Here is a 25,495-nt window from a genome sequence, read left to right on the forward strand (position 1 = left end):
GTTAAAATTAAATGTAGACCTGCACGGCGACGGATCCATAGAGGTGACCTGTTCAACAATAGATAAATTAATTATGCACAAACTATAAAATTTGTAATTAGATTTTTTCATTTTCAACCATAAAAATGCCAACCTGTACAAAATACACACTCATTTTTGTGACTTATTTCATCTATTCGTCTGATTTTTTTCTTTGGAAATAGAACAAATCTAACTGTTACAATCACTAAGAATTTTAAAAAAACCAAAATATTACAATATAAGTTATTGTTTTTATGAATTTTATTACAATATTTACTCGATAAATATACTAATTTATTAAGCGTACGATCCAAATATCAGAAATTTTTTGTTAAAAAGATCAGTTCCCAAAGCTGTTTTTTTCACTAGAATAAAAAACAGCCAAGATATTTTTAACTTAAATAATCGATAGCTAAACTTAGATGCGCAAGTCTCTAATCCAATCAAAAAAATTTACAGGGATTATTTGCTATGACAAATGAAAAAGCATTAACCTTCAATAAAACGTCGAAAACGATTGCTAATACTAGCTATGAAGGTGCATATCTTAATCTAGATTCATCATTTGATCAGCATCAAGTTAAGGTCGTGGTCACGCATAATAACCAAAAGTTTGAAATGCTTATGCCTGTCGTTTTACAACACGGCACGCCTACGGCAATGTTATCTTCAGAGCCTTATCACAATTCTGAAGTCCAAGAAGAAGTGTTGAAGTTTGCCCAGAGTATTGTGGGATTTCATCAAGATAAAGACAGCTACACCATGTCCCTTCTAAACGATCACGCTTAATTTTGATTCGTATAAGGAAACCTATAAAGATAAGTTTCCTTATTGCATTATAAAAAACTTAATATATATTAATAAGCAATAAAAATAATTTAATATGTATTGCGAAGCAAAATAGCTTTAGATTAGAATGCTTTTCGATGAAAAATTACAATTACAACAATGAATTAGGGGGTTGTCTTCCATGACTAAAAAATACAGTAAATTTTTACCTTCTCCGGAAAACTTTAGCTTAGAAAATTTTCCATATTATTGGGTTACCCAAGTACATGCTCAATACGTTCAGAATGTCGATCACGTACTAAAAAAATATGGTTTAGATAATTCTCGTCGCCGAATTTTACTCGCTTTAAAATCAAAACCGCATGCAAGTGTGTCGGATCTTTCCGAAATGGTCGTATCCAAGATGTCAACGACCACCAAAATTGTTTATCGCTTAAAAGATGAAGGATTAGTTGATACTTACTCATGTGAAGATGATGCCCGAATTACCCGTGTAGTCTTAACGGAAAAAGGACAACAAATGACCCAGAAGATTAACGATCTCACCAATGTGGTTTTGGAACAATCTTTTGAAGGATTAACCCCCTTACAAATTGAAAAGATGATGGAAAGCCTTAAACATATTTTCAAAAATCTAGCGCACTAATTTAAGTTTCATTTAAAAAATTTAATCAGGAGTTACTTTTTTGCTTTACCTACAGGACATATTACTAAATAAATTTTATTCAATAATTTTCACAAAATCGTTACAATAATAAAATACAATTACAACAATTAAAAAACAGGAGAAACATCCATGACAAAAAAATATAGTAAATTTTTACCTTGTGTCGAAGATTTTAGTTTAGATAATTTTCCATTTTATTGGGTTACCCAAGTACACGCTCAACATGTACAAAACGTAGATCATGCCTTAAAAAAATATGGTTTAGACAATTCTCGTCGCCGGATTTTACTTGCATTAAAGTCGAAATCGCATGCAAGTGTCTCTGACTTATCTGAAATGATTATTTCTAAAATGTCGACAACCACCAAAATTGTATATCGCCTAAAAGATGAAGGATTAGTAGACACTTATTCGTGTGAAGATGATGCCCGAATTACCCGTGTTTTATTAACAGAAAAAGGGCAACAAATGACCCAAAAGATTAACGACCTCACCAATGTGGTTTTGGAACAATCTTTTGATGGCTTGACCCCATTACAAATAGACAAAATGATGGAAAGCCTGAAGCATATTTTCAAAAATTTAGCACGTTAAGCTAGACTTAATCGAAAAAATTCAGTTGAGGCGTTATTTTTTCGATTTTTGCTTTAGGTACATGTGAACACTCAAATTCATCTTCAGGAAACCCTTCTACAAATGATTGGATATCTGGAGACTTCCAACTTAACCATTCATTTAAACGCTCGTGAGGGATAACAATCACTGAGCGTTTAACATTTCCAGGCTCATGAAATTCTTTCATCATGGGATGATCAATTGCATTCATACGCAACACCATCCTAACCTTGAGTTACCTTTCCTTTCATTATTTTCTATCTAACTGATTTTCTTATATTCATACTCTTACTACATATAACCTAGCATGACATGACATTACTTTTATTTGTGAGTAATATCGTGAGTAATTCTTTTTATACCATAACGGTCGTTACTCACATCATGTTAAATGACTTAAAAATCAAGCAGCTAAAGGCTAAAGAAAAAGTATACCGTGTTGCTGATCATTCAGGATTGTGTATTGAAGTGCGTACGACAGGGAAAAAGTTTTGGCGGTACCGCTATCGCTTTCTAAATAAGCCGCAAATGCTGACAATTGGACAGTATCCAGAAATAAGCCTGTCATATGCTAGAACCAAAACAAATGAGTTCCGGGAGCAGCTTGCCAAAAATATTGACCCTATTACAGTTAAGAAAACTGAACGCCTAGAAGCAATGCAGGCACAGGAAGAAACCTTTCGGGCGATTACTGAAGAATTTTGTGACCATAAAAAGAAATCAAAATCAGAAAATTGGCTTTATGTCCGAAACCTTGCGTACAAAGTAGATATCTTTCCGATGATTGGAGACAAGCCGATCAAGGATGTGAGTTCTGTAGATGTTAAAAACATTATGGATAATGCAATTAAGCGAGTTTTGAAATCAGGAAAAGGGACTGGGGAAAATAAGGCAATCTCAATCAGACAAATTATTGCTGAAGTTATGCAGTACGCAATCATCTCTGACAGGCTGATCAATGACCCGACCTATGCATTACGTGGATATATTCACAGCCCAGAAACCGAAAATGCTCAGCCGATTAATTCTAAAGATCGAAAGTTGATCATGCCAAGTATTGATAAATATACAGGCTCTATCAGCACCAAGAATGCGCTTAAGGCAATTATCTATACGATGTTACGCACAGTTGAGATTCGTAGAGGATTAAAGGAATACATTGATTTTGAAGCTCGCACTTGGACCATTCCAATTGCATCTAAATCGGATATTCTTGCTGGTAAACGCAACATGAAGAAAAACCGGATTCATATCGTGCCACTGTCAGATCAGGTTATGCATATCCTAAAAGCACAATTCGCTGCCTACCCTGATAGCCCATATATTTTTCCTGGTGTTAATAACAACACAATGATTGGGCCAACAACTTTAAACCAAGCATTTCGAAATATGGGTTTAGGTCATATCACTATGCATGACTTTAGGGCTACCGCATCAACGAATCTAAATGAAGCAAACTACAATTCTAATTGGATTGAGCTTCAGCTTGCGCATGTGAAAGGTGATAAGGTTAAAGCCACCTATGACCATGCAAAATGGCTGAATGATCGTAGAAAAATGATACAGGACTGGGCTGATATGGTGGATGGGTGGGAAGAATAACCCTAAAAACTTATGAATTATGCAAACTTGCGCATTTCTGCAAGTTGGTTAAACATTATAGAGATTTATAACTTATGCAAAAATTCGATGGCAATATCAAAAATATTACTACATTGACTGATCAAGAATTAACACAGCAATTAATTCCTGTTCGATTTATTCCAGAAACACCGGATGAGCTTAAAGCTAAGAATGTTGTTTATATATTTGATAGTTCAGACTCATTTAATTTAACTTATGATGAGCTAGTTGAAATTGTAAAAAAAGCAAGAATGGCTGGACCTAGAATGATTCCAGTGTTAGGGACAATAAGTTAAAGTTTTTCTATCAAAATTTTGAATAACTTAAAGTAGCTGATCTTGGTTGACAAAACTCAAAATCAGCAATAAATCTTGGTTGACAGGTTTTCATTTTAGCAATAACTCAAAAAAATTTGATAATAAGGATTAATAATGACTGAGCCACATATTTACTGCGATAGAAAAATTATCAAGTGCTCTGTTTGTCGAGCACAGGATGACTATAGTTTTAATGATACTCAGCACTTTTCTATTATTGCTGCCGCAGATGGTAAGCAAAGTAATGGGCGCTACTCAATTGAGAGTATTAAGTGTAAGGACTGCGACAAGGTGACTAGAAATAGTCAAGATCCTTATTTTTATTATTGATTAGAATAAAATAAAACCAACAGAATGCTTCCATATTGAGCATTGCGTGAGATTTGCCAAGCCTTGGAATAAAAATTTAGGCTGGAGTGTGTGGCATAGTTGTTTTGATTATTCGTATGAGTGTGGAAGTGAATATTTAGTTTTAAGTGAATTGAAAAATTAGGTTTAGAAAATAAGAGGATATATGGGTGAGATAATTAAGTTCAAACGAAAGAGGATGTCGAAAGGTATAATTCTTTCAGGAGCTGGTGGTGTTTCCAATGAGAATGGCTTGGTAGCAAAAGAACTCACGCATAGTGATTTAATGTTCTACGGACTTTATTGGGATAATATTATTATAACTCAAATTCCGATGTTTCATTTTACGAATGAAATTATAGAGCAATTTAAAAGCAATGGAGTTATTGAGTTTTATAGTAATGCAGCACCATCAAGAGTTCACTCTTCAGAAATGCAAAGATTGGCACTAGAGTCCCTTATAGCATGCCAAAGTGTTAGAAAACAAAATAAGGATTCGGACTGGTTAATTTATAATAACGTTGCAAATGGTTTCAACACTCTAGATTCTGAGGATTTGATAGAACAGCACACTATTAGGATTGAAATTGCAAAATGCTTACCCTACCCAAGTACGTATGTGCCTATAGATATACTTAGAAGATTTAGAGAAGATTATATTGATGAGTTAGATCGTTTACATTTTGCTAAATACAAATTATTTGAAAAAATAACTCAATACGACAATATTGATCGACGTGAGCTTGCGCGCCAATATGAAATTATAGAATTTGATAGGGCTATTCAAGAATATGAATCTGCTTTTGCTGCAAGATTCCCCTCCTACTCCCTAAAATCAATAATCAGTGATATAAAAAACAATAAACCCCAGCTATGGGAAGCAACAGCAGCTGTGGGGGATCTGTTAATAAGTGGAGGAAGCTTATCTGGAGCCTATTCCGTAGGAAAATCAGTATTTAATATGTTTGGAACAAAGCAAAAAATACATGAAGCCAAACAAAATTCACCAGAATTTCATTTTATTTCGTCAGCCATAGATAATGGAGTGATACTTCAAAAAATAAGATAAGCCCTCACTTGAGGGCTTTTATCATTATTTTAAAAATAACTCTCGCTCTTTAGCTCTGCGATTTACCAAGCCTTGCAAAACTTTACCACCACCCTTATTCCATACGGTGAATTGATCTGCGGCACCTTGATAATCGCTAACATTCAATTTTTTAAGAAGTGTGGATTTCTCGAAAGCGCCTGTACCAATGTTGTATGCCAGTGAAACAAGCGCATCAAACTGGTTTTGAGTAAGTGATACTTTGACCAAATCATTAATTGTTTTTTCAAAGCGCTTTAGATCATGTGCTTTAAATTGTTTAGCCTGGTCTAGTGTGCAAGTATCCCCTTTTTTGACTTTCACACCACTTGGGTAAACTGTAGTGCCAAAGCCTATAGTCCATACTTTCGCTGGGCATAAATAGGCTGCAAGCTCACACCCTTCAAAACTTGAAAGTAAATTGATTCCGTTTTGACTGACTGACTTTTCACCTTTAAAGCTTTCAAGCAAATCATTAATTTTACTTACTTGTGCTTGAGTAAGAGAACCACCTACAATTTTTCTAAAATTACTAAACAAGTTTCTCAAATTATCATCCGTACTTGGGACCGCAGCAAAGCTTTGAATCTGATGCAATGATGGTTGATATAGCTTTTTACCAATATATGATAATACAACCATTAAGCCGCCAGTCACATACGCATGATATTCAACTGGAATAATTTTAAAATCTACCGCCCACTGTAATGCCGGAATTAATACAAGCATTAAAAAAGCCCCCAAGATCGGGAGCTTTACGGAAAGATATTTCCATGCACTTTCGTTTATCAGTTTCATTTACGATCCTCTCTATGGCTTTGAATAATTGCCGTATCTTGTTTAAGTTGATTGATTGTATTGATCGTCCATGTGCCGCCAGAAACCGCTATACCAAGCAATAACATTGCTCCCCACTTCAATAGACCGATAGCGCCTTGGGCTTGATGGTTTTGCTGTTCAAGCGCTTCAATTTTGACTCGTTGCTGATCGAGTGCTTGGTGATACCCTTTATTGATTGCATTAGATTCGATGAGTTGTTCAGATACTTTCTGCAACTTATCTGTCACTTCATTTAACTTTTTCCAAAGTGATGCACTTGGTTCATTCACTTGCGCCCCCTAAATTTTGGCAATAAAAAAGCACCCGAAGGTGCATTGTGTTGAATGGTTTTAAGCCTCAATGTGCATAACAGCACCATGGCAGGAGTTATAAAGTTGGAAATGGTTCCGTTTTTACAACAACGGGCCTAGCAATACCTTTTGTGATTCGAAGCTCATCAATCAAGCCACCAAAAATCGATCCCTCATTAGCTGAGGCTTGCCCAATGTGCAAAGGCGCACTACTGTTCGCAATGTGACTTGCTAAGGGTAGTGAACCTTTAATTGCGCCATTGACTGCAATCTTTAAATTAAGGCCACTTTTAATAATTTGAATATCATATTTCGTGTTTGCAGCAGTAATAACATTTGCAACGGTAAAAGTTTGTCGATAACCACCAAAATCATAATAAAAGTCAATTGATAAATCCTTATTAGACCTGTGTATCGTGAACGACTCTGCGCTTCCATAGCCATTCCTCTTACCCATAATTGAATGATAACCATCCGTTATGCTTTGAGCTGTCAGTGATATTTCAATTGTAAAATCACCGCCACCAATATTTAGATCAGCTGAATGTGGCGTATTAATGCTTTTAGCGGAAGCGCCCTGCAAATCAAGACTTGCATCCCCCCATATCGGATTGGTTGCTGTGGTATTAGCCCCGCCAAATGCGGAATATGTGCGCTTGCCAGTTGCATCAATCAACCCGTTTTCAAAATTAAGTAAAGTGACGACATATGGCCAGAAGTCATCTTTGGCGGCTGTTGCAACAATGACCACTTCACTACTAATTTTTTCAACATCTCCACGAAATGAGCCGACTCTAATGTGATATGTCTCCCCCTCAATAACATCTAGATCTGTATATTCTCGCACCTCACCATCAAGCACCATTTTGGGTGTCGGAAGGCTGTTCGCATCAATCGGAGTGGTTTGGCAATAGTAGCGCTGCTCTGAAACAAGCCCATCCAGATCCCATGTCACAAATAAACTTGGCATTATTCCATATACTCCACATTTAGGTTGTACGGTGCAGAAAATGGTTTTGCAATCTCTGCGATATGATTAAATGCGTGATAAGAATCATAACCATCCCTAACAGTCTTTAAGTGAATTTCGATAGTTCTTGTTTCTGCCTGTATTGCGGAAATAGCAATGGTATAGGATGTTGTTCCTGTTACATTTGCATTGTGTGTTGCCAAAACTACGCCATTTTTATCCTGCTCAATAATGTTTAAATGGGTTGTTGTACCGGGTTCAATTGTTACCCCGCCCTCATACCATCCAATTATTTCACCGCCAGTTTGTTGCACTCGGTTGCGATCCACCCATGTCAAAATCAAATCTGTTTCGATTTCAGCAGGCCAATATTCACCATTAATCTTTACATTAGCAGGCGGATAAGGTCGGATTGCGCGAGCCTTAAATTCAACCTCATAATTTTCTGCATCTGCTAAAGCAAGAACACCGCTTGGTGTAGTTGTTAATACTTTTGAGCTCGCAACTTCACTTTGAACATAAATAGTTTGATCGACTGCAATAAAGTCATCAGCAAAGTATAAAATTGAATTTAAGCTATGATTTTGTGGAATACCAAACGCACCACGCTTCACCATTAAAACCTTGGTTTCAGCATCAAAAGATTGATAAACCATAATTTCATCATTGATAAAAATCTGACTTCCGGTTCGTACAGATGCAATATTGCCAACGTCTTTAACTACAAATGAGTTAGTTATGCGGTCAATAGATTGATCTAAGTATGCAGTTTCACAGTAGTTAATTGTAGCTACTCGCTCAAAACCATTTCCACTATCTACGTGTAGTGCAGCATTCAATGAATTGTTTTGTGATTTTTCAGCAATTGCACATAAATAACCAGCCTCTGGATTATCAGTCAGTTCAATATTTACTTCTCGCTCACCGAAAGCCTGTACCGCTTCAAAATATGGCAACTCAAAAACTTTTGCGTTACATCGTTTTGGTGCTTCAGGTTTTGTGTCAATCGGATCGTCAACAACAATGGTTGTGTTCATCATCCCAGTAGCAGGAATAACTTCAATAAATTCAATGGAAACTTCATTATTGGTTGGGCCACCAAGATTAATACTCATGATGCGAACCAAAATAGTTCCGGTCCATCGTTTTGACCACGGCAATCTGATTAAGTCATAACGATTCCATTTACGCGCTTCTCGCCACCCGGTTGTGAATGACCCCTTAAAAGCACCAGTAGATAATTGCTTAAGCTTCCAGTTCGCCACAATTTCCGCATTTCGCATATTCATAAAATATGGAAAATCTAAAGTTTCAGCATTCACTTGACCCAGTGTTTGAATCAAGCCACTTTCAGAAATCGAGAAGGATGAATTTTTAATATTGGAGCGGTCATAGTAATTTACATTAACCTGATTAATCACCTCATCAGCATTAGTGATTTCATACTGCATGCTTTTGATTTTGCTTTCAGAAATTGTATGAATTTCATTTTCTTCAAACCAATGGTCTCGAAACAAAACCATTTCATATAAACCAGTTTGACGATTCACACGTATCCCGGCTTCAATGTGATAGCAAAGTTCATTAATTGCATCAATACATGATTTCTCAGTGATAGACCAAGATATCCCCAAGCCTTCCTCATAGATTCGATCTGCGGCTTTGATAAAATTTTCATTATTTACAGATGATTCAGGCTTATTCATTGCCGTATCATCAGTAAGTATTTCACGTATTTTATGAATTGGGTTCATGTCTCCATATTCAAGATTTGGCAAACGATCAACTGGTGATACCGCATACGTGTCAGTTATAAATAATGAAATTTTCTTAAAAGCAATTGGGTCAGCTAACGCGCCTTGGGCGACAAATTCAAAACCAAAATCAGAACCATTTGCATTGTAAATAATGTAATTTTCACCCACCTCAAAAACACTGCCGTAAATTGTTCTTGAAAGACTTTCTGAGTGGTGATCAACATTAAAAGTTACTTTAACAAACCCACCAAAATTATAATTTGAAATTATATATTTAATTGATAATGAGTCTGGTGCGTTTAAGTTCTCATCACTTAACCCAGTGTAACCGCGAGTAAATAGAAAGGGCTCAAATACTGGTGTTTTAAAAAAATCTGAGTTTTGTACTTCTTGTTGGTCGCCATACTTTGTTGTTACAACAAAAACACCCTCATAGCTCGTTAATTGATTTTTTTGATTAAAGTTTGATATGAAATATTCAGGAATTTCAGATTTCTCATCATACCACTGCCCACGCCCATCATTTCGCACATGAATCCGTTTCGGCCAAAGCAACATTTCTTTCATATAGCCTGAGTTGCCGACGTAAAAAGCGTCACTGTTATAGGCCCCTAAACTACTAATTACATCATTAATCCAACCTGAACCATTATGATTCCCAGAAACACCATCTTTAATTCCTCTGAACACTAAATATGATTGATAAGGATATGATGAAATCAATGGGATTTCTTTTTTCCAGGCTCCACTCACTGATTGATTATTCAATCCATATCTAACATCTATTGTTCCAACAACACCACCCTCGTTTTCACCAAAAAGATCAGGTTTAACAATTGTAAAAATATCATTATTATCACTTGAGAGCTTAGTTATCCATCCGCGCTTATCGAAGTTAATAGCATTTAGATTTTCAATTGTATTGCCGATAAATAAAGCGAATTTTGCATAATATTTATACCCTGTAACTTGATCAGCCATTTTCAACCACCTTTACAATCTGCAAAGCCATTGCGTCATTCGTTGATTTAACAATTTCTAAATCAATTCCATTCTTAAGAAAGTCCTGCCAATCCCAACCTTGAGACAAAAAAAATGCCCGCGATCCGCGAGCACACATTTTGGCTTTTCGTAAATCAGACATGTAAATTCTCATTTTTTACCGCCCTTTGATTTAATCGGTGTAGTGGTTTGACCCCAAAGGTGCGTGATATTTCCGTACATGTGTGGACTTCCCGCAATATCGCTAAATGAGGTGCCTTCATCTGCAATGGTTCCATCGAGCTGATTGGCTTTCTGTCCATTTTTCTTTTGCATCTTTCGCATTTGCACATATGAATAAACARCCATAGCAACCGTAACCGCCACCATTGTCCATATTGCCCATAATGGAAGTACAATCATCTCATCACCTACTTAATTAATTGAGCCATCACAGGGTTTTCGCTCGGAATGTATGGATGCCCACCAAAACGTGCACTATTATGGAATGTTGAATCACATGTTTTTGAGGATTGATCGCACCCTGGTGCGAGCTGAATCACATCACCGACTTTTAAGCCGACATGTTCGCGATACAAAATGACTGAATTTGATGTATTGCCAACAACAAACGTATAAACACCGAGTTTTTTGAATAATCCGCGATTGAGATAGCCTGCAACATAGGTTTTGGTTTCCATGACTGCATCGCCATCTATATATGTTGGCTGCCCATTTACATCCAAAACAGGTTGCCCAAGTTCATCCAGAACCGGTACTTGTACAAATACAAGATTGCCTTCTTCATCTTTGACTTGAGTTGGATTAACCGTGAATGTAATCGTCAGCCCATTGATTGCAGTCACAGTGACATCAAAAGCCCAGTCTTCAAATTTCAATCCACACCAGCGGTCATAAATTGAATTTGGGCAAGTCTTTTGGAATTTTCGAGTTAGAATTGTTCGGTTTAAATAGGATTCACCGGTTGAGCAAATCAGCGTCATTGTGTCGGCTGAATCGTCAAATTTCGGCTGAGTCACACGGCCAATAAACAAAACCAAGGTTTCATTTTTCTCAAGCTCAAGCACAGTTAAATAAACTGACTCAAAGTAAATCTTGTTTAGAAATACGCTTGTGAAACTATCACCAGCATCATTTCTTAAAGTGTTTTGCGGAAAAGTGACCTCAATTTCACACTTATCAATGTCGGCATCTTCAATAGCATCCCGGTCTAAGCCACGTACTGATTTATACGTGATGCCATTGTGAGTGACATCTTTACGATGATTGGTGAAATACCAAGCCTTATCCCCATGCTTAAATTGGTAAAGCTCTACACGAATATCCATTATCTTTCTAACTCCAAAATAGGGATGGTGACTTGTGAAATACCAGCACCTAAAAATTGAAATTCAATTTGATCTGCATCGAAGCGGTAAAGGCCCATATAGCAGATGTTTTCGATGTTGTTTCGCTGTGCATTAATTGCTGGTGAAACTGTTAAAGATCCGCCTGTTTTGGCGGTAATTTGATGCGCTGTCCAGCTGCCATCTTTACGCTTTACCGCAAGGTAATTTCGATTTGCCTCAAGCAGATATTTTGTATTTGTGCTTAAGCTAGTGGTGATATTCCCAGTGTTTAAAATATTCAGATGTCGCTCATAAAGCGGCAGCCAAAATGGACGATATCGACCGCCACGACGGAATAAGAATCGTCTAAACTCTTGAAACTCATCCCAACTTTTAATCAGTGATTTAAACGGCTTGGACTGTTTTACTTTGGTATGATGGGTAAATGACTGAAATCCACCAATACCGTTATCCACCATGTTTTGATGCTGGCTCATGCTGATTTCAATCGAGTCGCCATCCAGCAGCAACGGTTTAAAGTAAATATCGCTGTCTTTGTACTGGTCCGGAATGTCGCCCGAATGTTCTGGTAGATCCTCAGCCAACACTCGAAAAACCATGGAGGCATTGGACCAGAATCCACCCGCATTAATTGAAGCATCACCATCAATGATGCAGATCCGTAGCGGCATTATCACCGCATTGGTTACAGTGATATTTGTGGCCAAGCGAAAACCATCCTGATATTCAGTTTCCAACTCCTGAATAACCTCATCGGTTTCAGGGTTCCGGATTTCTTCCTGGATAATGATGTAGCGACCACGTTCAATAATCTCTACAACCTGACCACCCTCCTTGCTCTCAATAAAAGCAAAACCGACTCTAAGGTCGGCTATGGTGCTATTTGTTTCGAGAATGATGTAATCATCATCTACCACATCTGGAATGACTCGCTTAACCTGTTTAAGTGGAATGCCCCACTGCCCGCGTAAATTAGCAGACAACATGTGAAACATATCGCCCATTTCCTTACGCATCTGTACATAGTTAAAACTCAAGATCTGGCGAGGCGTGTCTCGAAGCGGATAACGCTCTTCACTGCCACTGAATGACTCATGAACTTCAGTCATCCATTCCAGGCGCTCGGTTGAATTTAATAGAGGGCAATTTGTTAATACATGCACCTCGCCAAACTGTGATGTTTGTATTTTCATTTTGTCCTCGAATAGATAAAAGAAAAGCCCACCGAAGTGAGCTTATGCAAGTCCTAATTCTCTGCGATTCTGTTTAAAGAATTTCACAAAGGCTTTCTTGCCATCAGCGCCATATAGGTAATCCCCGAGTTTTTCACGCTCATCTACGATTACAAAGTTTGGATTCAGATTGACGTTTGGTGAAGCACCACCACCAACCTTCGCATTCGCTTGAGCTTGCTTCTCAGCCTGAATAGTTCCACCATTGTTGATGGCGTTAAGGGTATTAACCCCGACACGTTTGGTGGCTTCAGCATTCAATACATACTCTTGACCATGCACTACGCCAGCCTCTTGATTTACACCGACGTTGCCAGTGTAGCCGCCTGACTTGTAGCCTGCAGAAGGAGCAGCAACAGAGCTAATAATTGAAGCAATTTGTGCACCTTGAGCCATTGCGCCAGCAATCATTGGAATGTTGTAAGGGAATCCAACTTTAGAAGCTTCAGCAATATTCTGACCCATAGCTAAAGCTGCTTGAGCGACAGCAAAGCCCTTTTCAATTGCAAAGGCTGCTGCGTAAGCTCTGGATTTCTCCCCAAAAATAGTACCCATCATTGTTGTCATGCTAGATGCCATTTGCTCACCATAGCTGAGCTGTAGTTGAACTGATGAGATTTGATAGTCTGCTTCAATTGCGTTCATTCTTTTATGGTGTGCTTGCCATATTGCTTCTCGCTGTGCGGCAATAGCCTCTAAATTAGCGTTTGGATCTTGAGCTTGTTGATCAACGGATGACATTTGAGAGTCAAACAATTCTTGAGATTGGTCGTAACGACTAAAACGTGTTTGCTCAATCTGTCGCTGCTCTCCCGTACCATTCATTTCTGCTTGAGTAGAACCCCAATTTTGAACAGCATTGTTTAAACGATTTCGCACTTCTTCTTGCTTCTGAAGTCGAAGCATTTGTTGTTTAAAGTTACGTTCTTCAAGGTCGTTAATTTCAATGAGTCGCAAGTGTTCAATTCGATACTGCTCCTCCATTGCTACTGTTTCAGTCATGAATTGTTCACGCATCTGGAACATGCGCTGTTCTTTAGCGAGTTTGATGTAGCCGAGTTCTTGCTGATACTGACTCTCAAGCAATGCAACCGATTTATTGCGCTGATCTTTGGTTAGCTCTAAATCACGTGCCGCATAAAACTTTTTCTGATTAAAGCTGTCTTTTAAAAGTTGCTCCTCGGTCTTCTTGAAAGCAGCATAATCATCAAGTTTGGTCTTTAATGCGTACTGAGCAATAGCGATATCGTTATCAGCGCGTGATTGATATTCAGCTTTGAGGGTTTTGGCTTTTTCAGGGGAAAAATTAGCGGCATCAATTTCATCTAATTTTGCTTGAAGATTAGCGCGAATCTTTGCCACCTCATTAGATACATCAACTTCAAGCTGTGTGCGTGCCTTGGCTTGCTCAATAGCGACTCGCGTACTTTCCTCAATGATTCGATCAAACTCTTTGGATGAAATATCCCCTTCCTTAAAGCCTGCACTACCCGCCATGTAGCTATTGATTTTTTCACGGTAGTTTTTGGTCTCCTTGAATCCGTAAGCCTTACCGCTTTGAACATTACCTTCTCCAGCATTGTAAGCCATGATTGCCTTATCAACGTCACCACCAAACATTTTGAGTAATTTACCTAGATATTTAGCAGCGCCTGCGGCACTGGATGCCATATCTTCAACATTTACATTAAAGCGTTTTGCTGTTGCAGGCATGAATTGAAAAGAGCCTTGCGCTCCTGCTGGTGATGTTAAAAGTTTGCTATTTCGGTAGGTATCACCTCGGCTTTCTTGCATTTGAATAGCGGATAGCAGCCCTTTCGGCAGGCCATTTTTCGTCTCTAATCCGGCAAAATTGTATTTAGCAGCATTAGCTTGGACTTTAGAGTTAACCTGAAGAACTTTTTGTTGTTTCTCAAGCTCCTTGGTTCGCTCCTTCTCAGCCTCATTACGAGAATCAACAGCACCCTTAGCCTTCATAATTGCATCATATTCAGCCTTGAGCATTTTTTTCAAATCATCTCTCAGGACTTTCTGGCCTTGTGCATTTTCTACAATTGCACCATCTACGGCTAAATACTTTTTAGCAAGATCGATCATGGTGTCGTTATACCCACGACTCGCTAAAGCTGAAGTAATTTTAGAATCTGTAATATTTTGATTTGATGATTTAAGGAGTTCTTTGATTTTCTCGCTTAAGTCAGCCACGCTTACTGCTTGATCTTTGGCTTCTTGAGTAGTTTTTTTGGCTGCTGCCGCTAAAGCCTTTTGAGCGACCTCAGCTTCTTTCATTCCCTTATTACTAGAATCATAACCACCAATCAGACCGCGGACCTTATCCAGCTGATCATCATTTAAAATATTTAACGCCAGAATTGACTTGTAGTATTCATCGCTAGAAATTTTCCCTAGGGAGAATTGAGAGTGCAATTTGCTCCAAGTGTTAATTTTTTCATCCGCAACAGGCAGAGCTTGCATAAAGCCTGTCAAATCAGAAGATGCAACTCTAAACTTAAGGCTTAATTCTTCCACCTGATCTGCTAATGCTTTGGTTTCATTGTCACGCTGAAGTGTGTTTAGCTCGCGATATTTAATAACCAAATCACCAACAGATTTTCCTTGGAAATCGATTGATACGGTGGCCTTATCTGCACTATCGCGCATCAACAAATAACCAGCCGCCACTGTGGCAACCGTAACTCCTAACCCTACTGGTCCACCGAGCACCCCCATTAAACTTGTGCTTGTTAAGATGCCTGCACGCTTAGAAGCATTATTGGCATTCTGAACTACTGTATTTGCCGCAGTTGCTGCGGTAGTTTGCTTGCTTGCAATACCTAGAGCAACTTCAGCTTGAGTTAGGCGCATTGTTGCAGCTGCTCGCTCTGTGCGAGTTATGGCTGAATTTAATTCGAGCCGTGCCAAATGAACTTCCTGTATTGCTAAAGCTTCAATTTGACGAGTTCTTTGCACTTCAACCGCTGCAAGTTGTAGCTGCGATTGAATTTCTGCTTGATCTGCCGCACGTCTCGCTATTGAATCAACAATACTTTTTTTAACAACCGCTCCTTTTGTTAGAAGTGCAGTAGTCACATATCCCAAACCAATAGCCGCACCTGTGTTGGCAACAATGTCAAGATTATCAGCCAAAATACCTAAACTACCCGCCAAAATCCCAGTTGCACTGGTTGCTTCATTTGCCTTACCAAGATATACGGTCACTTCGTTAGATAGCTTAGTAAAACCATCCGCCAGGCTGTTTTCCATATTGTTGGCAAGTTTTTCATTTTCATCACGAGTAAGAATTAATGTTTTGATTAAGTCCTCAAGCGATACCTTGCCTTCCGCGCCTAATTTCCGAATTTCAGATTCTGTTTTACCTGTGGTTTTTGCCATGTCGGCAATAACATTATCCGCACCAGTGACAATGGAAATCCATGCATCACCATCAACTTTGCCTTTCGCCATAGACTTACTTAAAGCATCCATTGCTGATTGTGCTTGGTCTACACGTGTTGCATTGTGTGTGAATGAAAAACTAAGTGAATCAGTTAAATCTAAAGTATCTTTTGTGGATTTTCCGAGTGACTTCATACCACCAGCCATACTTAAATAAACTTCTTGAGCTTCGCCTAGTGCGCGGAAAGTAGTGTTCGCTGTATTTAATAAACGGTCTTGAACTAATGTGTATTCTTCTGCACTCTGTGTCGCATTACGAATACGCGCTGCCATTTGCGTATAGCCATCAGCCATCGCAATGGCTTTATTGATTGTGAGTAGCCCCCCCATATACCCGACCAGACTTTTAATGGATGAACTCATGGCTGTCATTTGCGTATCAGCCTGAACGCCTTTATTGGTCAGGTTTGCCAACTCATCGGCAACAGCACGTGTATTGCGCTCAGCATTTTTAGAGTCAATAACGATGACTAGGCGGGATTCTTGAGTCATTTCACTTTCCTACGGGCAATAAAAAAGCGCCTAAAGGCGCTGAATTTTGGGTATTAAAAGGTCATCGCGGTTTTTCCCATAAATCAGTTTTATGATATAAGGTATGCACTTTTTTTTGCTTTTTTGGCTTTTTTATGAAAAATAACTCCTCATCAGATGACTTACAGTCAACTATCTTAGGCTGGAAATTTGTTGCCATTATTGCGGTTATAGCCACTATATTTTTTACTTTTTTATATTTGGCTATGTCGAACGACCCAGACTATATGCCTAACCGTAAACCAAAGGTAATCGCACAACAGGATGCACCCACTGACACATCACAGCCGATAGAAAAGACCCCATCTAAATAATTACAGGAATAACTATCAATACAAGCCCTATTTGTTAAATAAGGCTTGTATAAAAAAATCACCCTAAGATGGTTTTCTCACCCGACTCTCCATCCGTTTCCGACTCTCATCAATAAAAAGATTATCTAGGGTGAAGATACAATCAATAAAAACATGAAGCTCGCAAGGCAATTCATAAAGCTCAAGATAGGACTTAATATCTTCAGCACCTAAAGCCAATGGTGTGCCTTGCTCATATCTACGCGACCGGGCAATGGTGTTGTAAGCAGACAGGATGGAATTGGCAGTATATGAGTATTTAGGCGGATCGGGTAACTTAATACCTAATGCTTCACGCTGCTTTATTTCGTGTTCACTGAGTCCTACGTATTGGCTACTGTATCTGTAGAGTTCGACGACTTTCCCAATGTTTCGACCTGCACTTTATCTGCATCGGCCTGAATCTGTTCAGCATGAGTTTTCACAAAGACCCAGATTGCCAAACCAATGTCACCCATATTAAATAGCTTGGTTGCGTTTTCGGGTGAGAATGGCTGTTCAACTTCCTGACCATCTTCGACAAAAAACACCCCTTTCCAATCTTCAATTAAGTGGCATGCGGCAGATTCAAGAAGCAACTCATGATAGAGCTTATCTTCTTTCCCTGCGGTAGATACGTTATAGCCTTTTGATGTGACTTGGTTTTGTGCACGCTCCATGGCTACACGAAAAGGCTTGTACCCTTCACCACGGATCTTAAATTCAGCTAAAACATTACCTTCAGCATCTTTATATTCTTTCCAGAGTGACACTTCTTTACTTTTTTGAATTGCTACTTTTAAAGCCATTTTATTCATCCAAAAGAAAACCGCCCGAAGGCGGCTAGATTTAAGGCGCAATAATGCGTGTAATGGTTGGGGACACGTTGATATGGTTAAAGCTCACATCAAGCATAATGGTATCTTCGCCACCACCGTCTGGATGATTTGCTTCCGATACTTCCAGTTGCGGGAATTCAAATGCATAGCCATTCCCTTTACTATCCTCAATCGAGAATTCAATCGGCATGGTGTCGCGCGATTTCACATAATCCACATATTCCGCAGCTTGAGCACCAAAGATAAACTGGCTGCTTAAAGTAATATCCACCATCTTTTCAAGGTAGGTTTGAGCTGATAGTTTTTGATTACCGATACAACGGATCGCTTCAAGATTATTGGTGATATTCAACTCAAGCGTTTGCATACAAGCCGTGCCAACAATACTCTGATCATTGACAGTTAAATCACCCACATTCAATGCCGATACCATTACAACTTCAGGAACAGGTAAAGGCGCAACTACAGGATTTACCGCAGTGCGTTCAAAGCCAGTACCAACAAGGCCAAAGGTCGCAGTAATCTTACCTGTGGTCGCAATAGACATTGAAGCCTCACCGATGCGTACGCCACGGTAAATAAAGACTTGCCCAATATCTGAATGGAACTTAACAAAGGTGAATGTTTTACGAACATCACCGCCAAATTGAAGGACATCACCTACCCATTCATTCATAGCCACTGCTGACCAGAAATCATCAAAAATACCAACCGACAATTCAACCTCAAGCGAACCTGTAATTTCAGCCTCGGTCGCCATGCCACTTTGACGGAAGCGCGTATCTGAAACGCTGGCTGAGGTTTCAGTGGTTACTGATTCTGATAGACCATCTGTGACCCGACGAACCGTCTTCCAGACTGGTACTGCTGGCAATACCTCCGGTGTTTCCTCCACTGCATAGTAGAGGCGAATTTTTGCACCACTCGACATGGCTTAATACTCCTAATTTTTAGGCATAAAAAAACCACCTTTCGGTGGCGGTAAATAAAGTCTGTTTTAGTTGATTCGATAGCTTACATTTACATTGTATTGATAAAAGCTCATGGTTGAAGGATCGCCAATCGCTGACGAATGCCCTGCATCCAGAATATCAGCCTGAAGCATCTCCAAGCCATCCACCTTATAGAACTGCATATGCTCAGCCCACTTATCAGCAAGTTTGGATAGTTCCAATGTTCCAGAGTGAAGTGGTGCGAATAGTTGAATAAAGATAATCCCAACAGTACGCTTACATGGTTTATCACCAATACTAGCGATAAATGATCCAGCATTACTTACCGTAACTTTCGCCCAGATTTCTTTTTCCGGTGGTTGATAAGGCTTCCCTTCTTTCAATGGATTATTTGCCAGTTGAATATTTGCTTTAGGCATTCCAGTAAATGTACCAACACGTGCAAGAATGGCTTGTAATGCTTCGGTATTGGTCATCATTTATATTTACTCGCGATTAATTGAAACGATAGCGCATACACACCATTGGGGGCCTGCATACTATGGCCATTCTCCAACTTGTCACCATATGGGCTTAATGTCTGGATATAAACAAGCCCGCCTATTTTCGCTGTAGATGCAACCTTTAAGCCTTCCGCTAAGGTTGTACCACCTGACAGGTCAAAACCCTTTTCATAAGTAGTTTGAGGTGAAGCAAGCGTGACTTTATGGGATGCTCGAAATTCACCATCCATTACAGGCGAGCGAATAATAACTTGTTGAATAACCTCACCAATGATCTTTTTATGGTGAGTATCCACATCTCTCAAAACACTTAAAGCAAAATTAGTCGGTTTGTTTTTCCAGCCCATATTTCACCCATTAAAAAACCCACAGAGGTGGGTTTAAGTAATATCTTTAATTAATATTTAGTAAATCTTATTCAAGGCTTTCATAGAATCTACTTTGCTGCCAATCTCTTAAGCTGTTATCGGATAAATCATATTGTTTTAAAGTTTCCCAGTGCTCACATAAATCAATCCAGACCTTTTTACGCTCAGGCAAATCAGAAATCATTTTTAATAAATGATCTTTCATGTCTGGAGTTAGATCGGAGTCACCAAGCATTCTTTTATGTCGGTTTTCCACCGTATTCCAACCTTCCTCGGTTGAGCGCGACTTAAAGTGAAAATCAAATAAGGCTTTAAAGGTAACAAGAAAATCAACACTTTCATTACTTGGTTGAGAGTAGCGATCTACCACTTCCAAGAATTTTTCTAGCATTTTCTCTGGCTTGTATACTATTTCCCTTGCTTCACTAAAATATGGGCTGGTGCACAATAAAAATGCAATATCTTGTAAATTTGTTTGATTGATTGAGTTAAGCCAATCTTTAAAGCTTTGATGCGGGTTAAGCATTTGAAAGTATTCTCTGTTATTGTTGATAATTGAAATATAGATATAGTGACTGTGTATTAAATTTCAACAATATTCTTATTTTAAATAAATAATTTTTTCAGATTTTTCTAAGCTGGCAAACCCAAATAGAACCAGTCGGATCAGCACCAATATTCACCACCTTAAACCGGCCTTTACCGGTAGCCCATACATCACCAATCTGTGGCACCTGAGTTACTTCATTCTGTAGCACGATAGCCTTTGAATCTTCAACCTGGTAATCAGTCGGCTTAACCATGTCTTTTAAATATGAGCCGAATAAAACACCACGACCAGAATATTGCTCAACCGTGATAGTTGGATATTCTTGAGTTACAAAATCAAAATCACCTGACTGGATTTCTTTGGAGCATGTGAAGGTGTTTACAGCGTCAACGAGTTTCTTATCAAATGCTTTGGCAACTTTGGATTGAATTTTGTTTTTAATCATGGCTGCTCACTCTCATCAAACATACTAAAAAGATCCTGAGCAATTCTCTGAATTGAGTAAGCCTCAAATTCAATGCTTGGCTCTTTCTCACCCATAAGGATTTTTACACGCTGCCAAATATGAACAGCCTCATGTAATAAAAGACCATAAATTTGAAGTAATGATCGCTCACCAACATCACCCAACTGAACAATGCAATGCTTGCCATTTTCATAGTAATCGACTTGAGCATCACCTTCTAATGACAGGAATTCATCGGTGTCTTTTACATCATCGAATAAAAGGTCGAATTGATCTTGGTTTCGAGCCAAAGTGTATTTTGAGTGTTCAAAGGGTGATATATGCAACTCTGGAACATAGTTTTTATTGATCATGCCCGATACACCTTAAAAGCAAATCCACTAGGCTTTAAATCAAGGGAGTCAATCAAGGCTTTGGCAATCTGTTCAAATTCAGAGATGGCAGTACTGCCTTCACTAAAAGTCTCGGTTACAGTGACTGTATCAGCCTTAACACTTTCACTTGTAGTTTGGCGCTCAACACCTGAATAGATAACCTTGGCTAAAATCCCTTTAATAATTTCACATGCTGCTTCTTTCAAAAGTGGATCAATTGGATTGGGAACAGAACCAACCTCATTCTTCATCCAGGTGTTTGCTAGAAGAATTAAACGAGCTTTATCACCCTCAGGCGCAAAGTCCAGACCAAGAATAGTTTCGGCGTCCTGTTGAGTAATAAAGCTCATGGATTATTCCTTTGGTTGTCCAGTTTCAGCCGCTTTAGCTGCCTTCACTTCTGCAGCAGCTAGCTTTTTGTTTTTAGCTTCAAAGTCTTTCACTTTGTCCAATAGGGCTTCATTTTCAGACGTTAGCTTTTTAACTGCTTCACGCTCTTTATTGAGCTGCTCAGTAAGCTCTACATTTTCAGCAACAACTTTTTCGCATTCAGCTTTTGCTTCATCAATAATGACTTGTAGTTCTGGAGTGATGCTCACCTGTACATTCGCTGTAACGATATTGGCTTTAGTGCGTGCAATCAGGTCAAGATAAGCTTGAGGAACATCACCAGCCACCTCTATACATGCTTCTAGTGTGTCGGCTTCGTGGTAAGCACTTGCTTTACGCAAGATATAGCCTTGCTTTTGTAGTTCAGCTACGTTTTCAGGCGAGAAATCATTAGTGAAATACAGTCGCTTATTTGATTCTTGTTTCATTTTTTATTCCTAATCAGATAAAGAAAAGCCCCTTTCGGGGCAATTCAATTAAGCAGATTTAACTAATACACCTGCAGTATCTTTCACGCTTGAAGCAATCAGATCCCAGTTGGTTGGTGTGCCGATAGAAGCATCAGTAGGTGATTTACCACCGGCAGCTGTATCCCATGCATAGCCTTTCACACCAACGCCAAATGTCCATTCAGCTTGATAGGTGTATTTGATGTTTTCACCACCAGTACCAGGTACAAGCTCAGCATTAAAGTCATTGTTATCGTTTACGACAACAGCGCCTTCAACCAAACCAAGCGTGTTATAGAATGCAGTACCCGCATTATCACCAACCAGAGCAGGTGCATCAGTAACCACAAACACACGGCCAAATGGGTCGCGGACCACGTTCACACCGTCATAGCGGAAGAGGTTTTCAGAGTTGGTTAATGCATTATCAAATAGGTTATGCATTGTGGTTGAGTGAAGGATCCAAGAACGAATTGCACCTGAACGATCACCAAGCTTAGCAGCACCTTTGTTCAGCAAACGGAAGTCCGCAGCATCCGTACCGGTACCCTGAACAGCATTAACGTTGCTCGAAATAGCAGATGAAGCACCCAAAATACCGGCATTCAACATATCAGCTAAACGGGCTTTACCCAGCTGTTCACCAATTGCCAAAGCAGCCAATTCAGGGTTTTGCAAGATCCATGTATATTGCTGCTTTTCATATTCCAGTGGTGGTGTACCTGCTGCCACCTTTACAGCTACATCAAGTAACTGCTCAAGGCGTTTTGCTGCAACTGTGCCAGAGCCATATGCATTACGACGACGTACTAAACCAGCAATTGCTTTGAATGATGCTTCGATATTGAAATCACCACCGAAAGGCTCATTGATCAACTGAATGGCACCTTGAGATGCTTCATTGAACTTATCAATATCCTGAGCCACAGTTTCAGTCATTGCAGCATAGGTTTGTTTATTAAATACTTGTAAATCCCAAGGCATGAGCCTCTCCTTAAATCAAATTATGCTTGTTCGCCTACCTGTTTCATGTAAGCGATCTTTTCATCTTTGGTTTTGCAGTCAGCGAGGGATTTAGGCCCTGTTTTTACGCCACCATTATTGTTGAACCCACCACCACCAGCTTGGCTACCTTTTAAAATCGAATCTTTGTGCTGGTATCCGCCAACTAAAGTTTCCAAAGCTTCATCAAAGTCAGCGACTTCACCCGGGCGTGTGCGTGAATAGATTTTTTGACCATCTGTACCATATGCGACCACTTTGCCTTCTTCGATTTTGAAGTTCTTGCCAAAGGTGTTTTGAACCATATCTACCGGTACAGCGATGTTTTTTTGAATATAATCAGAACGAGCAAAACCACCGCCAATCAATTCACCATGCAATTGCTGTTGAACAGAATCACGCTCACTGGTTAATTGCTGAATCTGTGGCTCATAAGTCTTTTTGAGTGCTTCTGTGATTTCAGCCTTCACTTTGTCGACTTCACCTGCATCCACAAGTTTTTTAGCATCAAGGTTTTGAACAATTCCGAGTGCCTCCTTTACTTTGACTGGATCTAACCCCTCAAAAGCTTTGGCTTGCGCTTCGAGCTGCTCTTTGGCTTCACGATGAGTTTTAGCCTCACCATTTAAGCGGCTGATTGTTGCCACGGTATGGGCTGCATCGTGTGGTGCTTCCTTCCCATCTTCATGAATGTAAATAGGTTGATCGCCAGCCACTTCGGCATAAGTCTTACCTTCGATCATTACTGTTTTCAATTTCATAAGTCATCCGACCCTTTTCAGTGAGCATCCGCTCGTTATGCTGTAGGCATCCGCTTTCAGCAGGTATAAAAAAAGCACCCCGAGAGGTGCTGTAAAGAATTTTAACTATCTTCTACTTGTGTAAGAAAAATACCCAAGTGATGATCTTGGATGTGGGTTTTTCATTACCACATCTCAAAAAACAATGGAGTTTCTTATGAGAGTACCTACAAAACCCAATAATGGGCATTGGACTGACCCTTTGGAAACAGATAAAGGCACGTTGTATGGCGCTGCAGCTATGGCTAAACGCATAGCTATGCAAAATGGCATGGTTTCTATTCTTGCAGAAAATGCTCGACAGGCAGGTAGGGCTGCTGCTGTTGAGGTACTTAATGAAGTATCTTTTTCATATCGTGTGAATTACGGTGCAGCTAAAGAAATTAGAAATTCTAATAATTCGCGACCAAGCTAACTACTGAAGCCCTTTTCGCTCGAAAGGGGCTTTCATACTGCACCTAATACATTCTTAAATGTCTTTTTATCCAAAGCCTTAAGCTCAGCCAATGTATAACCCCGCTTATTCAGCGGATCGGCAAACTTATCAATACTGTACTCACCTTTCTTGTAGAGCTCATACTTTGACTTACCCAGCCAAGTGCGCTGAAAGAACTCATCAGACTGTTCAAAGAACTCTTTGAATGATGTATTTGCGTCCAGCTGGCCAATGAGATGCTTTCTCTCATCCTTGGGAATATCTTTAACCTTGCGCTCATCCATCACAAAAGGTCGCTGCCCTGCAATGTTGCCGTCCTTGTCACACCCCACATAAGTTGTACGGTTGTTAGGATGAACTGGGAATCTTGGACGAGTTGGATCGTCAATATGAAAGACCTGACCATCAACTGAGGCGCAGTACTTGCATGTACGACCATCCAATGTGGCCACAACTTTTACATACTCATAACCAAGTGCTTTATACACATCGATATAAGCGGCATTACCTACATGATTTCGGGCTGTTCTTACCTGACGTTCGATGACGTATCGTTCTGACTGGAGTAATCCATCTTTATAATCAAGCGACTTTCGCCCCTTAATTCGGTTGATAATCTGCTGATTCGTCTGACCTTGTGAAAATCCATCACGAATGACGTATTCCACTTTCTTGCGTAAATTGGCTGCAATATCAGCAAAAAGATAATCAACTAACTGGCCACCAGAGAAAGGCACCTTTTTAGCTTTCTGATACAGCTTTTCACCATTGATCTTAAGCGTTTCGCCCATCAGAGCAACGGTATAACCAGCCTCATAAACTGCCAAGGCAATAGCTGATTGCTCAAATATTGCAGGTAGCTCTGTATTTAATGAAGAAAACCAATCATTTAAAGTAGTTTTAATTTCTTCAATATTCCGACTGGCTTTTGCTCGACTTAAAAAGTTAAGCCCCTGCAAGGCTTTATGCTCTGCCTCGGTCAAGTCTTCAAATAGCTCACCCAGTTTAAGCAGCTGCTCATTGGATAACTTATCAAAGACTTTAATCAGATCATTTACGTTCTGAGAGGATGCTCGATATAGATACGCTTGATGTTGACTAAGCGCATCAAGTAAGGCTTTTTGCGCTGAATCACTCAT

General features: G+C 39.3%; 28 protein-coding genes and 1 pseudogene. 7 read left to right on the forward strand and 22 right to left on the reverse strand.

What is annotated here, in order from left to right; all coding sequences use genetic code 11:
* Positions 1-492: 492 nt before the first annotated feature.
* From B9T23_RS01640 to B9T23_RS01650, 3 genes are all read left to right on the forward strand, one after another.
* Entirely contained in the window at positions 493-810 is a 318-nt protein-coding gene (locus B9T23_RS01640; protein ID WP_086192712.1) for a hypothetical protein, read from the forward strand.
* A gap of 181 nt (positions 811-991) precedes the next feature.
* Entirely contained in the window at positions 992-1,456 is a 465-nt protein-coding gene (locus B9T23_RS01645; protein ID WP_067726085.1) for a MarR family winged helix-turn-helix transcriptional regulator, read from the forward strand.
* A gap of 150 nt (positions 1,457-1,606) precedes the next feature.
* Positions 1,607-2,071 carry a MarR family winged helix-turn-helix transcriptional regulator gene (locus B9T23_RS01650; protein WP_067726083.1) on the forward strand — a complete coding sequence of 155 codons (465 nt, stop codon included), beginning with the start codon at positions 1,607-1,609 and terminating at the stop codon, positions 2,069-2,071.
* Positions 2,072-2,078: 7 nt separating this feature from the next.
* Here B9T23_RS01650 and B9T23_RS01655 read toward each other — a convergent pair.
* Positions 2,079-2,312, reverse strand: a pseudogene (locus B9T23_RS01655) (DUF159 family protein); the annotation flags it as partial.
* Between the two features lie 164 nt (positions 2,313-2,476).
* Between B9T23_RS01655 and B9T23_RS01660 the strand changes: the two are divergent.
* From B9T23_RS01660 to B9T23_RS01675, 3 genes are all read left to right on the forward strand, one after another.
* Positions 2,477-3,694, forward strand: coding sequence for a tyrosine-type recombinase/integrase (locus B9T23_RS01660; RefSeq protein WP_086192850.1), 1,218 nt, complete (start codon positions 2,477-2,479; stop codon positions 3,692-3,694).
* Between the two features lie 74 nt (positions 3,695-3,768).
* Positions 3,769-4,011 carry a hypothetical protein gene (locus B9T23_RS01665; protein ID WP_086192713.1) on the forward strand — a complete coding sequence of 81 codons (243 nt, stop codon included), beginning with the start codon at positions 3,769-3,771 and terminating at the stop codon, positions 4,009-4,011.
* 568 nt (positions 4,012-4,579) lie between these two features.
* Positions 4,580-5,449, forward strand: a complete 870-nt coding sequence (locus tag B9T23_RS01675; protein WP_228145886.1) for a DUF6236 family protein — start codon at positions 4,580-4,582, stop codon at positions 5,447-5,449.
* A gap of 24 nt (positions 5,450-5,473) precedes the next feature.
* Here the strand turns inward: B9T23_RS01675 and B9T23_RS01680 are convergent, their stop codons facing one another.
* The 20 genes from B9T23_RS01680 to B9T23_RS01785 form a co-directional block, all read right to left on the reverse strand.
* On the reverse strand, positions 5,474-6,016 hold the full coding sequence (locus tag B9T23_RS01680; protein ID WP_228145892.1) for a lysozyme: 543 nt from the start codon (positions 6,014-6,016) through the stop codon (positions 5,474-5,476).
* A gap of 245 nt (positions 6,017-6,261) precedes the next feature.
* Positions 6,262-6,576 carry a hypothetical protein gene (locus tag B9T23_RS01685; protein WP_086192716.1) on the reverse strand — a complete coding sequence of 105 codons (315 nt, stop codon included), beginning with the start codon at positions 6,574-6,576 and terminating at the stop codon, positions 6,262-6,264.
* 97 nt (positions 6,577-6,673) lie between these two features.
* A complete protein-coding gene (locus tag B9T23_RS01690; protein ID WP_086192717.1) occupies positions 6,674-7,567 on the reverse strand; it encodes a LamG-like jellyroll fold domain-containing protein in 894 nt (297 codons plus the stop codon).
* Complete coding sequence (locus tag B9T23_RS01695) at positions 7,567-10,305, reverse strand: phage tail protein (RefSeq protein WP_086192718.1); 2,739 nt, start codon at positions 10,303-10,305, stop codon at positions 7,567-7,569. Before B9T23_RS01695 ends, B9T23_RS01690 begins: the two co-directional genes overlap by 1 nt.
* Positions 10,298-10,468 (reverse strand): hypothetical protein, encoded by a 171-nt coding sequence (locus B9T23_RS01700; protein WP_228145887.1) that lies wholly within the window; start codon positions 10,466-10,468, stop codon positions 10,298-10,300. Before B9T23_RS01700 ends, B9T23_RS01695 begins: the two co-directional genes overlap by 8 nt.
* An 8-nt stretch (positions 10,469-10,476) precedes the next feature.
* A complete protein-coding gene (locus B9T23_RS01705; RefSeq protein ID WP_086192720.1) occupies positions 10,477-10,728 on the reverse strand; it encodes a hypothetical protein in 252 nt (83 codons plus the stop codon).
* Positions 10,729-10,736: 8 nt separating this feature from the next.
* The gene (locus tag B9T23_RS01710; protein WP_086192721.1) at positions 10,737-11,654 is read right to left on the reverse strand and encodes a phage BR0599 family protein; all 918 of its coding nucleotides are present in this window, start codon (positions 11,652-11,654) and stop codon (positions 10,737-10,739) included.
* On the reverse strand, positions 11,654-12,868 hold the full coding sequence (locus tag B9T23_RS01715; RefSeq protein WP_086192722.1) for a hypothetical protein: 1,215 nt from the start codon (positions 12,866-12,868) through the stop codon (positions 11,654-11,656). Before B9T23_RS01715 ends, B9T23_RS01710 begins: the two co-directional genes overlap by 1 nt.
* Before the next feature lie 42 nt (positions 12,869-12,910).
* Entirely contained in the window at positions 12,911-16,855 is a 3,945-nt protein-coding gene (locus B9T23_RS01720; RefSeq protein ID WP_086192723.1) for a tape measure protein, read from the reverse strand.
* 715 nt (positions 16,856-17,570) lie between these two features.
* A complete protein-coding gene (locus B9T23_RS01735) occupies positions 17,571-18,035 on the reverse strand; it encodes a hypothetical protein (RefSeq protein WP_086192726.1) in 465 nt (154 codons plus the stop codon).
* Between the two features lie 40 nt (positions 18,036-18,075).
* Positions 18,076-18,996 carry a phage tail tube protein gene (locus B9T23_RS01740; RefSeq protein ID WP_086192727.1) on the reverse strand — a complete coding sequence of 307 codons (921 nt, stop codon included), beginning with the start codon at positions 18,994-18,996 and terminating at the stop codon, positions 18,076-18,078.
* A gap of 66 nt (positions 18,997-19,062) precedes the next feature.
* The gene (locus B9T23_RS01745; protein ID WP_086192728.1) at positions 19,063-19,497 is read right to left on the reverse strand and encodes a phage tail terminator-like protein; all 435 of its coding nucleotides are present in this window, start codon (positions 19,495-19,497) and stop codon (positions 19,063-19,065) included.
* A complete protein-coding gene (locus B9T23_RS01750) occupies positions 19,494-19,868 on the reverse strand; it encodes a hypothetical protein (protein WP_086192729.1) in 375 nt (124 codons plus the stop codon). Before B9T23_RS01750 ends, B9T23_RS01745 begins: the two co-directional genes overlap by 4 nt.
* Before the next feature lie 67 nt (positions 19,869-19,935).
* A complete protein-coding gene (locus B9T23_RS01755; protein ID WP_086192730.1) occupies positions 19,936-20,415 on the reverse strand; it encodes a hypothetical protein in 480 nt (159 codons plus the stop codon).
* Positions 20,416-20,512: 97 nt separating this feature from the next.
* Positions 20,513-20,884, reverse strand: a complete 372-nt coding sequence (locus tag B9T23_RS01760) for a glutamate 5-kinase (RefSeq protein WP_407640410.1) — start codon at positions 20,882-20,884, stop codon at positions 20,513-20,515.
* The gene (locus B9T23_RS01765; RefSeq protein WP_171263031.1) at positions 20,881-21,258 is read right to left on the reverse strand and encodes a hypothetical protein; all 378 of its coding nucleotides are present in this window, start codon (positions 21,256-21,258) and stop codon (positions 20,881-20,883) included. Before B9T23_RS01765 ends, B9T23_RS01760 begins: the two co-directional genes overlap by 4 nt.
* A complete protein-coding gene (locus tag B9T23_RS01770) occupies positions 21,255-21,629 on the reverse strand; it encodes a hypothetical protein (protein ID WP_086192731.1) in 375 nt (124 codons plus the stop codon). The genes B9T23_RS01765 and B9T23_RS01770 overlap by 4 nt, the downstream gene beginning before the upstream one ends.
* A gap of 3 nt (positions 21,630-21,632) precedes the next feature.
* Positions 21,633-22,097 carry a hypothetical protein gene (locus B9T23_RS01775; RefSeq protein ID WP_086192732.1) on the reverse strand — a complete coding sequence of 155 codons (465 nt, stop codon included), beginning with the start codon at positions 22,095-22,097 and terminating at the stop codon, positions 21,633-21,635.
* 48 nt (positions 22,098-22,145) lie between these two features.
* Positions 22,146-23,102, reverse strand: coding sequence for a major capsid protein (locus B9T23_RS01780; protein WP_086192733.1), 957 nt, complete (start codon positions 23,100-23,102; stop codon positions 22,146-22,148).
* Positions 23,103-23,122: 20 nt separating this feature from the next.
* Positions 23,123-23,881, reverse strand: coding sequence for a DUF6651 domain-containing protein (locus tag B9T23_RS01785; protein ID WP_086192734.1), 759 nt, complete (start codon positions 23,879-23,881; stop codon positions 23,123-23,125).
* A 196-nt stretch (positions 23,882-24,077) separates the two neighbouring features.
* Between B9T23_RS01785 and B9T23_RS01790 the strand changes: the two genes are divergently transcribed.
* Positions 24,078-24,335, forward strand: a complete 258-nt coding sequence (locus tag B9T23_RS01790) for a hypothetical protein (protein WP_086192735.1) — start codon at positions 24,078-24,080, stop codon at positions 24,333-24,335.
* 32 nt (positions 24,336-24,367) lie between these two features.
* Here the strand turns inward: B9T23_RS01790 and B9T23_RS01795 are convergent, their stop codons facing one another.
* Positions 24,368-25,495 carry a minor capsid protein gene (locus tag B9T23_RS01795; protein ID WP_086192736.1) on the reverse strand — a complete coding sequence of 376 codons (1,128 nt, stop codon included), beginning with the start codon at positions 25,493-25,495 and terminating at the stop codon, positions 24,368-24,370.

Source organism: Acinetobacter terrae, from assembly GCF_002135195.1.
Classification (GTDB): Bacteria; Pseudomonadota; Gammaproteobacteria; order Pseudomonadales; family Moraxellaceae; genus Acinetobacter; species Acinetobacter terrae.

Coding starts and splice junctions, on each gene's coding strand:
- B9T23_RS01640 (WP_086192712.1), top strand. CDS start 493: ATGACAAATGAAAAAGCATTAACCTTCAATAAAACGTCGAAAACGATT.
- B9T23_RS01645 (WP_067726085.1), top strand. CDS start 992: ATGACTAAAAAATACAGTAAATTTTTACCTTCTCCGGAAAACTTTAGC.
- B9T23_RS01650 (WP_067726083.1), top strand. CDS start 1,607: ATGACAAAAAAATATAGTAAATTTTTACCTTGTGTCGAAGATTTTAGT.
- B9T23_RS01660 (WP_086192850.1), top strand. CDS start 2,477: ATGTTAAATGACTTAAAAATCAAGCAGCTAAAGGCTAAAGAAAAAGTA.
- B9T23_RS01665 (WP_086192713.1), top strand. CDS start 3,769: ATGCAAAAATTCGATGGCAATATCAAAAATATTACTACATTGACTGAT.
- B9T23_RS01675 (WP_228145886.1), top strand. CDS start 4,580: ATGTCGAAAGGTATAATTCTTTCAGGAGCTGGTGGTGTTTCCAATGAG.
- B9T23_RS01690 (WP_086192717.1), bottom strand. CDS start 7,567: ATGCCAAGTTTATTTGTGACATGGGATCTGGATGGGCTTGTTTCAGAG.
- B9T23_RS01695 (WP_086192718.1), bottom strand. CDS start 10,305: ATGGCTGATCAAGTTACAGGGTATAAATATTATGCAAAATTCGCTTTA.
- B9T23_RS01700 (WP_228145887.1), bottom strand. CDS start 10,468: ATGTCTGATTTACGAAAAGCCAAAATGTGTGCTCGCGGATCGCGGGCA.
- B9T23_RS01710 (WP_086192721.1), bottom strand. CDS start 11,654: ATGGATATTCGTGTAGAGCTTTACCAATTTAAGCATGGGGATAAGGCT.
- B9T23_RS01715 (WP_086192722.1), bottom strand. CDS start 12,868: ATGAAAATACAAACATCACAGTTTGGCGAGGTGCATGTATTAACAAAT.
- B9T23_RS01720 (WP_086192723.1), bottom strand. CDS start 16,855: ATGACTCAAGAATCCCGCCTAGTCATCGTTATTGACTCTAAAAATGCT.
- B9T23_RS01735 (WP_086192726.1), bottom strand. CDS start 18,035: ATGGCTTTAAAAGTAGCAATTCAAAAAAGTAAAGAAGTGTCACTCTGG.
- B9T23_RS01740 (WP_086192727.1), bottom strand. CDS start 18,996: ATGTCGAGTGGTGCAAAAATTCGCCTCTACTATGCAGTGGAGGAAACA.
- B9T23_RS01745 (WP_086192728.1), bottom strand. CDS start 19,497: ATGATGACCAATACCGAAGCATTACAAGCCATTCTTGCACGTGTTGGT.
- B9T23_RS01750 (WP_086192729.1), bottom strand. CDS start 19,868: ATGGGCTGGAAAAACAAACCGACTAATTTTGCTTTAAGTGTTTTGAGA.
- B9T23_RS01755 (WP_086192730.1), bottom strand. CDS start 20,415: ATGCTTAACCCGCATCAAAGCTTTAAAGATTGGCTTAACTCAATCAAT.
- B9T23_RS01760 (WP_407640410.1), bottom strand. CDS start 20,884: ATGATTAAAAACAAAATTCAATCCAAAGTTGCCAAAGCATTTGATAAG.
- B9T23_RS01765 (WP_171263031.1), bottom strand. CDS start 21,258: ATGATCAATAAAAACTATGTTCCAGAGTTGCATATATCACCCTTTGAA.
- B9T23_RS01770 (WP_086192731.1), bottom strand. CDS start 21,629: ATGAGCTTTATTACTCAACAGGACGCCGAAACTATTCTTGGTCTGGAC.
- B9T23_RS01775 (WP_086192732.1), bottom strand. CDS start 22,097: ATGAAACAAGAATCAAATAAGCGACTGTATTTCACTAATGATTTCTCG.
- B9T23_RS01780 (WP_086192733.1), bottom strand. CDS start 23,102: ATGCCTTGGGATTTACAAGTATTTAATAAACAAACCTATGCTGCAATG.
- B9T23_RS01785 (WP_086192734.1), bottom strand. CDS start 23,881: ATGAAATTGAAAACAGTAATGATCGAAGGTAAGACTTATGCCGAAGTG.
- B9T23_RS01790 (WP_086192735.1), top strand. CDS start 24,078: ATGAGAGTACCTACAAAACCCAATAATGGGCATTGGACTGACCCTTTG.
- B9T23_RS01795 (WP_086192736.1), bottom strand. CDS start 25,495: ATGAGTGATTCAGCGCAAAAAGCCTTACTTGATGCGCTTAGTCAACAT.